General features: G+C 45.9%; 6 protein-coding genes. 5 read left to right on the top strand and 1 reads right to left on the bottom strand.

Translation table 11 applies throughout. The features are described from left to right. Nucleotides 1-439 precede the first annotated feature (439 nt). The 5 genes from CTT30_RS16100 to CTT30_RS16120 all read left to right on the top strand — a co-directional run bounded on the left by CTT30_RS16100 (nt 440) and on the right by CTT30_RS16120 (nt 10335). The gene (locus CTT30_RS16100) at nt 440-2893 is read left to right on the top strand and encodes a glycogen/starch/alpha-glucan phosphorylase (RefSeq protein WP_239869609.1); all 2454 of its coding nucleotides are present in this window, start codon (nt 440-442) and stop codon (nt 2891-2893) included. Nucleotides 2894-2993: 100 nt separating this feature from the next. Next, nucleotides 2994-5174: a 4-alpha-glucanotransferase gene (gene malQ / locus CTT30_RS16105; RefSeq protein WP_252037106.1), complete on the top strand. Its 2181-nt coding sequence runs from the start codon at nt 2994-2996 to the stop codon at nt 5172-5174. A 254-nt stretch (nt 5175-5428) separates the two neighbouring features. Next, complete coding sequence (gene glgB / locus CTT30_RS16110; RefSeq protein WP_252037107.1) at nt 5429-7609, top strand: 1,4-alpha-glucan branching protein GlgB; 2181 nt, start codon at nt 5429-5431, stop codon at nt 7607-7609. A gap of 198 nt (nt 7610-7807) precedes the next feature. Beyond that, nucleotides 7808-9166, top strand: a complete 1359-nt coding sequence (locus CTT30_RS16115) for a DUF1800 domain-containing protein (RefSeq protein ID WP_252037108.1) — start codon at nt 7808-7810, stop codon at nt 9164-9166. An 11-nt stretch (nt 9167-9177) separates the two neighbouring features. After that, on the top strand, nt 9178-10335 hold the full coding sequence (locus CTT30_RS16120) for a DUF1501 domain-containing protein (RefSeq protein ID WP_252037565.1): 1158 nt from the start codon (nt 9178-9180) through the stop codon (nt 10333-10335). A 137-nt stretch (nt 10336-10472) separates the two neighbouring features. Here the strand turns inward: CTT30_RS16120 and CTT30_RS16125 are convergent, their stop codons facing one another. Further along, nucleotides 10473-12419, bottom strand: coding sequence for a metallophosphoesterase family protein (locus CTT30_RS16125; RefSeq protein ID WP_252037109.1), 1947 nt, complete (start codon nt 12417-12419; stop codon nt 10473-10475). Nucleotides 12420-12423: the final 4 nt, after the last annotated feature.

The following is a 12423-nucleotide window of genomic DNA, read 5'->3' on the forward strand; positions in this document are numbered from 1 at the left end:
TATTGATCAACCGCCAGATTTTCGCGTATTTCACACTTTCCTCTTATCTACGCCCTTGTTTTGTGATCTAAATCTATTTTAATCGGATTTATAAGTGCGACTTATACCTGTTTCTGCACCAAAAACTATGTAACTTGCGTGAATTTAGCGCTCAATATGTGATCAGGTGAGCATATTGTTCAAATTATTGAGAATATGGACACCTAAGGTTCATACACCAAGGCTAAGGTGAATTTCGTTGATGGTGTGATCTTTATCACCAGAGCGAAGGTTTGAGCCCAATTGATTTGGGAGTTAGATCACTGAGCTTCTGGTCATACGCCCTCTACGCCCTGCATCCTCCTCCTAATGAGCTGTCGATATAGGAGGATGTTTTGGTTGTCATGTCAATGCACGATATGTCTCAGATGGATTAAAACCGATAAGTGAGATTTCTCTAATGAAACCTACGCAACAGAAAAAATTTGATAAAGCTTTATTCCAAGAAAGCGTGAAGCAGCATCTATCGACTACTTACGCAAAGACGGAAGCGACTGCGACTCCGCGTGATTGGTACCTCGCGATGGGTCGAGCTTTGGCTGAGCTAACGACATTGGATCTACTAAAAACTGAACAAGACCCAAAGATTCAAAGCGCGAAAAGCGTTAACTACCTTTCTCTAGAATTCCTAATCGGTCGTCTTACAGGTAACAACCTAATCAGCATGGGTCTATACGAGCAGATCACTGATGCGATGGCTGACCTAGGTCATAACTTAACTGACCTACTTGAAGAAGAGCGCGACCCGTCACTAGGTAACGGCGGTCTAGGTCGTCTTGCGGCATGTTTTATGGATTCCTGTGCGGCACAAGAATTCCCAACGGTGGGCTACGGTCTGCACTATGAGTACGGTTTGTTTAAGCAATCTTTTGAAGAAGGCCGTCAAAAAGAAGCACCAGACGCATGGCGTGGTGTTGAAGGCTACCCATGGGAAGTCGCTCGTCCAGAATTGGCACAAGAAATTGGTTTCTACGGTCACGTAGAAGTCAGCCACGAGAATGGCAAAGAAATTCGCAAGTGGGTTCCTGGCATGACAGTAAAAGCAATGCCTTGGGATCTGCCAATCGTTGGTTACGAATCAGATACAGTATACCCGCTACGTCTTTGGGAATGTCAGGCGATTGCACCATTCTCACTAGCAAGCTTTAACAACGGTGATTACTTTGAAGCGCAGCACTCGTTAATTGATGCTGGCAACATCACCAAAGTTCTTTACCCGAACGATAACCACGAGAAGGGTAAAACTCTACGCCTAATGCAGCAGTACTTCCACTCAGCGGCATCGGTACGCGATATTCTACGTCGCCATGAAGCCGCAGGTTTTGCACTGGCCGATCTTCCTAAGCAAGAAACTATCCAGCTAAACGATACGCACCCAACCATCGCTATCCCAGAGCTGATGCGCATCTTGATTGATGAGAAAGGTCTATCTTGGGACAAAGCGTGGGAAATCAGTGCAAGCACGTTTGCCTACACCAACCATACGCTACTTCCAGAAGCTCTAGAGACATGGCCAGAGTCGCTCATTCAGCGTCTACTGCCTCGTCACATGGAAATCATTTTCGAAATCAACCACCATTTCCTACAAGACGTACGTAAAATGTGGCCTGGTGATGGTGAGAAACAAGCTAAGCTGTCTATCATCCAAGAAGGTTTCAACCGCATGGTTCGTATGGCAAACCTATGTGTGATTGGTTCTTACAAAGTCAACGGTGTAGCAGCACTTCACTCTGAACTGGTTAAGAAAGATCTGTTCCCTGAGTTTAATGAAATCTTCCCAGGTAAACTGACTAACGTAACAAACGGTATTACGCCACGTCGTTGGTTGAAGTTCTGTAACCCAGGTCTATCTAACTTAATCTCAGACAAGATTGGTACTGAGTGGCCAGCTAAACTTGAACAGCTTGAAGGTATTGCTCAGTTTGCGACTGATGCGAAATTCCAAAAAGAGTTCATGGCCGTTAAGAAGCAAAACAAACAGCGTCTTGCGGATTGGGTTAAAGAGAACATGGGTATCGAGCTAGATACTAATGCAATCTTTGACGTGCAAATCAAGCGCCTGCACGAGTACAAGCGTCAGCACCTAGATCTGCTGCACATCTTGTCTCTATACCACCGTATCATTAACGAACCTGAGTTCGAATGTACGCCACGTGTTTGTTTCTTCGCAGCTAAAGCGGCGCCGGGTTACCACCTAGCGAAAGAGATCATCTTCGCGGTGAACAAGGTTGCTGAGAAGATCAACAACGACCCTCGTATCGGTAATAAGCTGAAAGTGGTCTTTATTCCAGATTACCGCGTAAGCATGGCGGAAATCATCATTCCAGCGGCTGACGTTTCTCAACAAATCTCTCTAGCAGGTAAAGAAGCATCAGGTACGGGTAACATGAAAATGGCGCTTAACGGTGCATTGACTATCGGTACTATGGACGGTGCGAACGTTGAAATTCGTGAAGAAGTGGGTGATGAGAACATCTATATCTTTGGTCTAGACGTTGACGGTGTACAAGCGCTTAAAGCACAAGGTTACAACCCTTATGACTACTACCACGCGGACCCACTACTAAAAGCGTCACTTGACCTACTGTTGGGCGAAGAGTTCACTCCAGGTCAACCTGGTCTGTTACGTGCAACGTTTGACAGCTTGCTTGATGGCGGTGACCCGTACTTATGTTTGGCTGACTTTGCTTCTTACGTGCAAGCGCATGAAGACATGGGCAAACAATATAAAGATCAAGCGGGTTGGGCTCAGAAAGCCATTCTTAACACGGCCTTGGTTGGTAAGTTTACGTCAGACCGTTCAATTCGAGATTATGTAAACAATATCTGGAAATTAGAAGCGGTTAAGCGCTAATTCCACCTAAATAAGCCAAGGCTATTAAGCCTTGGCTCTCTTAATTACAAATAAATAAAAACCCTACATTTGAAGGTTACTGAATCCTTCGGAGAGAGCGATGAAAGAACAAAACGCATTACAACAAGTCGCTGAAATGGCAAGAATTGCCGACAGCTACGTTAGCGCGTGGGGAGATGAGGCAAAAGTAGACGAAGAAACGATTCGCTACTTATTGACGTCTTTAGGCTACGACACGACGAATGATGATACTCTTCTGCGATCGGCAGAGAAAAAACACAAGAAAGATGTGCTGGATTCAGTGCTGGTGGTCCGTGATGGTGAGCCAGTTGAAGTGGCACTTAATCTTGGCGCAAGTGCTCGTGAAAGCGAGTTCAGCTGGCGTTTAGATACCGAGCAGGGAGAGGTACTTGAAGGCTATCTTCAGTCTCAAATCGTTCGCGATGAACGTAAAGAGGGTGGCCCTTTAGTGTTTACATTACCGAGTGATTTGGCTTGGGGTTACCACAAGCTGACGATCACTCGCAAACGCCGGAAGTCCCCTTATGAGATGACTCTGATTGTCACACCGAGAGCTTGTTACAAACAGGATGACATCGAAAGTGGCAAAAAAATGTGGGGCCCGAGCATTCAGCTTTACACTTTGCGCACACAACATAACTGGGGAATGGGTGACTTTGGTGACCTGAAACAGCTGGTGGCTGATATTGCTTCCCGGGGCGGTGATTTTGTTGGCCTAAACCCAATTCATTCATTATTCCCGGCAAACCCTGAAGGCGCCAGCCCATATAGCCCGTCCTCACGCCGTTGGTTAAATATCCTATACATTGATGTCAGTTCTGTACCTGAGTTTGCATTGAGTATCGAAGCGCAACAGCGTGTTGGCAGTGCTGAATTCCAGCAGCGCTTACAAAAAGCGCGTGAATCGCATTGGGTGAATTACACCGAAGTGGCGGATCTCAAGCTGAGCGTCCTTCCGCTACTGTTTGATGAGTTCAAGAAGCGCCACTTGGATAAGAACACCGAGCGCGCTCAAGCTTTCCTAGCGTTTGTTGAAGAGGGGGGCGATAGTCTGATGCATCAAGCCGCATTTGATGCTCTACATGCCTCTTTGCATGCTGAAAATGCTAATGTTTGGGGCTGGCCAGTTTTCCCAGATGAATTCCGCCGTTTTGAAAATACCGCTGTCCAAAAGTTTATTGAACAGAATCTCGATCAGGTCCATCTGTACATGTACCTGCAATGGATTGCGGATATCCAAATTAATGAAGCTCAGGCATTAGCTGAAGAGAAAGGTATGTCTGTCGGCCTATACCGTGATTTAGCGGTTGGTGTGGCTGATTCGGGCGCTGAAACCTGGGCTGATAACGGCAATCTTGTGATGGACGCCAGCATCGGTGCTCCGCCAGATATTCTGGGCCCTCTGGGCCAAAACTGGGGCTTACCGCCGCTTAACCCGCAAGTGCTTCAGGAAACCAGTTACGATGCCTACATCAAACTGCTGCGTGCCAATATGAAGCATTGTGGAGCACTGCGTATTGACCATGTCTTGGGCTTGTTGCGTTTGTGGTGGATACCTAAAGGTGAAAATGCGACCAAAGGTGCGTACATCTACTACCCCGTGGAAGATATGCTAGCGATTCTTGCGCTGGAATCTCATCGTCATCAATGCAGCGTTATTGGTGAAGATTTAGGTACAGTGCCAGATGAAATCGTGGAGATTTTGCGTGATGCAGGTGTTCATTCATACAAAGTGTTCTTCTTCGAAACGTCAGAAGACGACGGTGGTTACATTTCACCAGCTCATTATGCTGAGCAGTCTATGTCTGCGCTATGTACGCATGATATGCCGACTTTACGTGGCTTCTGGCACTGTGACGACTTAAAGATGGGCGAAGAGCTGGGTTTGTACCCAGATCCAGAGCAATTGAAGAACCTGTTCGCAGATCGTTTGGAAAGTAAACAAGGTATTTTGGATTCTGTGGCTTGGCACGGCTACCTTCCGGAAGGTGTGGGCCGAGATGCGCAGTACGTTCCTATGGACTCGTATCTGGCTGAGGCTTTGCAATTGCACGTAGCTGCAGGCTCATCAACATTGCTCAGTGTTCAGTTAGAAGATTGGTTGGAAATGGATAAGCCGGTCAACATTCCAGGCACGGTTGATGAGTATCCAAACTGGCGTCGTAAACTGTCAATGAATTTGGATGAAGTATTTGCTCGTGAAGAGGTAAATCGCATTGCCCATAAGTTGACGGAAGTTCGCGCAAAAGCGAGTAATTAACAGGCTCTTATCGCAGATAACATAGAAAAATATCGACTCTATCACTCTATGTTAAACCGGAATGCGGTAAACTTTTAGATGCTATATTAAGCCCGCATTTTTAGCGGGCTTTTGTTTATAAAAACCAGAAGCTGTTTACGTTGCGCTTCGATTTAAACGCCTGTTAGTCAGCGTTGCCGTCCGCAATGATCCACCTCAAAGATGTAAGCAGACTTTCGGCTATTTTCAGAAAGTTAGGTTAGGGAGAGAATAACTTGAAAGCGGCAACATTAGATAAGAAAACCAGATTGTATAACCAACTTTCGCATGCTTCGTTTGCGGATCCATTTTCTTTTATTGGTCCATATCTTGAACCTAAGCAAGGTGGGTTACGGGTGTGGATGCCCGGTGCGGACAAGGTTGAATTAGTGATTGACGGCGAAGATAGAATCGAGCTTGAACGCGAAGATGCGTCCGGTTTTATCTTGACTCAAGAAAGAGATTTAACTCAAACGCATTATCAGCTTGCTGTTCATTGGTCAGGCTCAGAGCAGATCGTCGATGATCCCTACCAATATCATACTATCTATGCAGAGTATGATGATCTGCATACGCCTAAAGACATGTACCATCACATGGGGTCACAGTTTGTGACTTTAGAGCGTGGTGGTAAACAAATCTCGGGCGTTCGTTTTCTGGTATACGCCCCTCATGCCTCGGCATGTAGTTTGGTGGGTGAGTTTAACCAGTGGGATGGTCGACGAACGCCTATGCAGCGCCTCGATTATGGTATTTGGGGCATCTTTATTCCGAACTTGAAAGAAGGGACTCAGTATAAATTTGAGTTGAAAGGGCCAAATGGTGAAGGCCTACCGCATAAGGCTGACCCTTGGGGAGCATATGCGGAACAGTATCCTTCCTTTGCATCGGTAACTTATGATCACTCTCGCTACGACTGGCAAGATACTCAGTGGCAAAGCCGACCGGTTACTGAAAAGCGTAAGGAAGCGTTGTCTTTTTACGAGCTTCACGCGGGTTCATGGCGTCGTAATGCTAATGGCGATTTCTTGAATTACCGTGAACTGGCTGATCAGCTTATTCCTTATCTGGTCGATATGGGTTATAACCATGTTGAGTTAATGCCCGTCTCTGAGCATCCATTCTACGGTTCTTGGGGTTATCAGCCTGTGGGGCTATTTGCTCCTACCAGCCGATTTGGTTCGCCGGATGACTTTAAATATTTCGTTGATCAGTGTCACCAAGCTGAAATTGGTGTGGTGCTAGACTGGGTTCCAGCTCATTTCCCTTCCGACGATCACGGACTGGCCAATTTCGACGGTACACCGCTTTTCCATGATCCGGATCCACGCCGAGGTTGGCATCAGGACTGGAATTCCTACATTTACGACTTAGGCCGTGAGCACGTGCGTCGCTTCTTAGTATCTAATGCTCTGTACTGGTTTGAGCAATTCCATATTGATGGTATCCGAGTGGATGCTGTCGCATCGATGCTTTACCTTGATTACTCGCGAAGTCATGATCAGTGGATCCCAAATGTCGATGGTGGCAATGAAAACTATGATGCCATTGCAACGCTAAAATGGATGAATGAGGAAGTGTATAAGTACTTCCCGAATGCGATGACTATTGCGGAAGAATCGACGGCATTCCCAGGGGTTTCTGCTCCAACCTTTATGGGCGGTTTGGGTTTCGGCTTTAAGTGGAATATGGGCTGGATGCATGACTCGCTTTCCTACATCAAAGAAGATCCTGTTCATCGAAAATACCACCACGATACCATCACGTTTCCGCTAGTTTATGCACATAGCGAAAACTATGTTCTTTCTTTGTCACATGATGAAGTGGTGTATGGCAAAGGGTCGATTCACAACAAAATGCCAGGTGACGAATGGCAACAGACGGCGAATTTGCGCGCTTATCTTGGTTACATGTACGGCCAACCGGGTAAGAAGCTCAACTTCATGGGAGCAGAGATTGGTCAGACGGCTGAATGGAATCACGACGATCAACTGCAATGGTTCCTGCTGGAATTCGAACGTCATCAAGGTGTGCAAGCGCTCACTCGCGATCTGAATAAGTTGTATACATCTGAACGTGCGATGCATGAACTGGATTGTGAACCACGTGGTTTCGAATGGCGTTTGCAGGATGCGGCTGAGTCTTCCATTCTTGCCCACGAACGTTTAAGCGATAATGGGGAGCGCATTTTGGTTATTACCAACTTTACCCCTGTTCCTCACGATAAGTTCCGACTGGGTGTGCCATTGGCGGGTGAGTATGAACTGCTGCTTAATACCGATGACCAGTGCTATAAGGGTAGTGGTTATGAGGTGAAACAGTGTGCGGTGACAGAAATGGTTGAGAGTGAAAGCCAGCCACAGTCGTTGTCCCTCAGATTGCCACCATTAGCGACGGTGTTTTACAAGTTGAAGTAAGCTTTGGAAGATGAGCGCAAATACTAGATTTGCGCTCTAAATACTCGGGTGATGGTTTCTTCCCTAATAGATTAGTGAGTAACTGGTATTTTCACTAAAACGAAAAATTGACATTAGGCGGATTGAAACTTGGTAAAACTCATCATTTCCTGACAGAGGCAGAATACTCTTACAGTATGTCGTATCAGGAAGTGCGTTATGAATTATTATCCAAACGAGCAGATCCTTGCAGAACAAAGATTTGGGTTTGGTCCTCAATTAGGAAGACCGACCTCACCACTGGTGCATCAGCTAGAGGGTGTGAGTTATCTTCACCCTAGCATTCAAGCCTTACCAAGTACCAAAGAGATTCTGACTCAACTTGGTGAAAGCCAAGCGCAACGCGCCAAAGTTAAGAATGATGTGGTGAAAAAGCGTGAGCTGCAAGAGCAACTTCAGGCTTTTTATCGTCAGCACTATCGCCAGCAGATCGAAGCTCGGCACCAACAAAGCATTCATACTCCATACGGATTTCAAGAACGCTTAATCCAGTTTTGGAGCAATCATTTCGCCATATCCGTCGACAATCGACGCTTGATGCCACTGGCTTCCAAAATTGAGAACGATGTTGTTCGTCAACACTGGAGTGGTAACTTCAGCGATATGCTCATGGGCGTATCAAAGCACCCTGCGATGTTAATGTATTTGGATAATCAGGCATCGACCGGCCCTAACTCCAAGCTTGGCAAACGACGTGGTAAAGGGTTGAATGAGAATCTGGCTCGTGAAATCCTTGAACTTCATACCCTAGGCGTCGATAGCTCTTATACGCAGCAGGACGTGATTGAACTAGCAAAGGCGATTTCTGGTTGGAGCATCAAACTCAAATCACCTGATATCGGTTTTCGCTTTGTACCGAGTATGCATGAGCCAGGGGCGGTGAAGGTTATGGGCCGCACTTATGCGCAAAAAGGAATAGAACAAGGCGAAGCTTGCCTCCAAGCGTTAGCGCTGCATCCTGATACCGCGCAGCACCTAGCGACTAAATTATGCCAACATTTCTTTGGTCGCTCCTACCCTGAACTTGAGGCGGCAATGGCTAATGCTTATTTAAAATCTGCAGGAGAGCTGCGTCCTGTATACCAAGTGTTGATCGAAAGTGAGCCAGCAGGTTCCGCTGAGCCGATGCGATTTCGTACGCCTAAAGAATGGTTGTTTGCTGTTCTGCGCAGCGCGCAAATTAGTATCAGTGATAAACAAGCGATGAATGTGTTGAATGTGTTAGGGCAGCCGGCATTCAATCCGGGCTCCCCCGCAGGTTGGCCAGACCGAGACAAAGACTACAATAGTCCTTCTGCTCTAACACAGAGGTTACAAGTCGCTAATATGTTGGCGGCCAAAGCGGTCAAGCAGGCTAAAGCGAGTAACATCCAACCGCAAAAAATGGTCGATGACGTGATCTCACAGCTCTATGGCGCCTACCTGGATGAACATACTCAGCTGGTACTGAGTAAAACCAAGAACCCAATGATGCAGCTATCGCTATTTTGGCTCAGTCCGCAGTTTCAGTATCGCTAAGGAGAATCATGATGTCATCCACCTTGCCTAATAGACGCCGCTTCTTGCAAAGTGCTGCTGCACTGAGTATGAGCTCATTGCTACCCATGCCTGTGTTTGCCAAATCACGTTCCGACAACCTGTTTATCTGGATATCTCTGCGTGGTGCGATGGATGGTCTAAATGTGGTGGTGCCTTATGGTGATAAAGTATATGCGTCGCTTAGGCCAACCATTGGGCTCCATGAAGGGCAGTTACTGAACTTAGATGGCTTTTTTGGTCTTCACCCTGCTCTTAAAGCTTGTCACCAGTGGTATCAGGCACGGGAGATCAGTTTTGTTCATGCATGTGCCACTCCTTATCGAGAGCGTTCTCACTTTGATGGTCAGAAGATACTTGAAAATGGCACATTAGATCCCTTCTATGCGGAAGGTTGGCTCAACCGATTGCTTAGTATTGAAAGCCGGAATCAGGCCATTGCCATTGACTCTGGCCTTCCACTTATCATGCAGGGAGAAGCTAGAGTCGACAGTTGGTATCCAAACCGACTGAAAACACGAGAGCGTCAAACGGAGCTACTTGAACAACTGCTTCAATCTGACGCCACCTTGTCGTCTAACTTTGAGAGTATGATGAAAATCGACAAACTGGTGGGGGACGGAGGTGTGGGTAAGCAGTTTCAATCCCTAACGCAGAAGACTGGAGAAATTTTGGCGGATCCAGCAGGGCCTAATATTGCGGCTTTGGAGTTGGGAGGCTGGGATACCCATGCTAATCAAGGCAGTGTTAACGGTAGATTGAGTAATCAGTTGAAGTTATTGGATGCTGGTCTAGCATCTCTAAAACAAGCGCTAGGCAAGCAATGGCAACGGACAGTTGTGATAGCCGCGAGCGAATTTGGCCGTACTGCGCGTGAAAACGGCACCAAGGGGACGGATCATGGTACGGCGAATGTAATGTTCGTGGCTGGTGGGGCGATTAGAGGCGGAGAAGTACTAGGCCATTGGCCAGGGTTGGCGGAAGCTGACTTATATCAAGGGCGAGATCTCAAACCGACCACAGATACACGCTCAGTGATCAAAGGGGTACTGGGCCCACATTTATCGGTCACCTCGAAGAAACTCGAAACCATCTTTCCAGACAGCCAGCAAGCGAAAGCACTGCGATTTGAGTTCGTAGAGATGAGTTAGGAGGAAAGGAAGAGGCATCAGATGGAATGGCAAGTAGCTATTTTAAAGTGGTAATGTCGATAAGTGATCGAGTTCATATTTGTTAGCTAGAATTAAGACCTGTGTAGTGCTTATTACACAGGTCTTTACTGACATGATTATTGTTTTATCAAAGCTAATTCAGCATCATCATGCAAGATCGTCCAAAAAGCGTGTTTATCGACATCGTAACCAACAATCAACTCACTATCACAATTTGTTCCTGTATTGGGTGGAGTATCCAAGTAGGTGTCTTCGTATGGTAAAGTCAACACACAGTCTTTTGATACCATGGGAACCCATTGATTATCTTTATACGTGGCTAAAGCTACCTTATCAACTGTTTGAGATTGAGGTAAGGCGAACTCTACACTGTACGCAACGGCTTTTTGTTGGTTGATATCCCAATCCTTTGTGGCGTTGCTAGGCATTGGCTCGGCAGGTTTATCCCAATCATCATGAGTGGTTTTGACTCCTTCTTCGACTTCAATGTCTAAGCGGCCACCATTGGCATCTTGATAGGTCCCTGTATGGGTTGTCATTCCGGATATAATTAATACATCAGACAGCATGTTTTTGGTAGTGGTATCATCCCAGCTTAGAGTGATGTGCTTTTTCATATCCATGGAAGTCGGTGGAATTTTAAATTCAGTATTATCAATAATACCTTCTACAGCACGTTCTTTAGCATTAAAATTGGGTGTCCATGGTTCATGATCTTGGTACAAGTAGTTATGCATTCTTGCCCATAGTGCGCTTGGTGTTTTCGCTCGACTTTGTTCATCCCAACCAATTGCTGTTTCAGCATTAATGACTCTATTGAATAATGTATTTTGCCCACCAAGAATACGGGCATGTAGCTGATTTGAGTCAACGCATGGCGTCGTTCTAAAGGAGAAATCATGCCCATCAGGACGAGCATCTCCCGTCTCCATTTTGGCTTCGATTGTGATGGCATCGACAATTTTTTCGCAGCGGTTTGTTGTGCGATCAAATTTATCCATCAGGATCCAGTCCGGTGTTTGTAGCTCTTTAGGTCCTTCACTATTGTTTTTAATGGTGTGAGGTGTAACGAAAGCCTCATAGGTTATGCGTTCACCACTTATGGTGTATTGAGGTGCGTTGACATCAAAATGTTCTGAAGTGTCATCAAAAGTCCCCATTTTCATTTGGATGATGTTTTGGACAAAATCTCGCTCTCCATAGCGAAAGTTATAGCCTTTATATGATGCGTTGCCAGAAATTACTTGGGTGTAAACAGGAATACGATAGTTACCGCCTGTTGGGGTGGAGCCTTTTGTATCGATCAGATATTCAGGTGCATCAATTGTTGAACGTTGGTATAAATGTTCATGGCCTTGGTTCCAAATAATGTCGTTTTGGAAGAAGAACTCTCTGATTTCATCCCAGTGCTCTTCAAGTAGCTCTCCGCGTACATCGTTTTTGTTCCCTTCAACAATCAGCTCCCGAGTTTGGCCATACTTAGCCCCGATAAGACCATCATGGCTATTGATGAAAATATGTTCAACATCATCTCGGTGTTCAGCCACTACCTGCTTTATCCATTCATAAGCAAAGGCGAGTTCCCAGTAAGAAATCTGAATCATCAATATATTTTCACGTTTTACGTAGTAATTGATCCATTCTTTTTTAGGTTGGTGGACTGCATCTTTGGGAATGAACTCAGACATATAGTCAATCCAATCCACCATGAAACTATACGACTCTTCGTGGTTACCCATAAGAGGTAAGAACTCAAGCCCTTTTTCTTGGTATTCACGCGCGATGCTAGTCCAGCTTTCAAATTCAGATTGATTGCCTTGATCAACTAGATCGCCGACAGCGATCACGACATTTACGCCATTCTCTAGGTGCTTATCCAATACGGCTCTCATAGTATGCTCTGCCACGGTAACACCATCTGCTTGCGTGTCAGGGAGTATACCCACCTTTAATGTGCTCTCTTGGGTAAGGTTGTGTTCTGATTCTCGTGTATCGTCGTCTGTATCGAAATCACAGCCAGTTAAAGTATGCGAAATGAGTAAAGCTAATAGGATTTTTTTCATTTTT

This window comes from Vibrio coralliilyticus (assembly GCF_024449095.1).
Lineage (GTDB): Bacteria > Pseudomonadota > Gammaproteobacteria > Enterobacterales > Vibrionaceae > Vibrio > Vibrio coralliilyticus_A.

Bases quoted from the DNA above. Each gene is read 5' to 3' on its own strand.
- CTT30_RS16100 (WP_239869609.1), top strand. From the start codon at position 440: ATGAAACCTACGCAACAGAAAAAATTTGATAAAGCTTTATTCCAAGAA.
- malQ (WP_252037106.1), top strand. From the start codon at position 2,994: ATGAAAGAACAAAACGCATTACAACAAGTCGCTGAAATGGCAAGAATT.
- CTT30_RS16115 (WP_252037108.1), top strand. From the start codon at position 7,808: ATGAATTATTATCCAAACGAGCAGATCCTTGCAGAACAAAGATTTGGG.
- CTT30_RS16120 (WP_252037565.1), top strand. From the start codon at position 9,178: ATGTCATCCACCTTGCCTAATAGACGCCGCTTCTTGCAAAGTGCTGCT.
- CTT30_RS16125 (WP_252037109.1), bottom strand. From the start codon at position 12,419: ATGAAAAAAATCCTATTAGCTTTACTCATTTCGCATACTTTAACTGGC.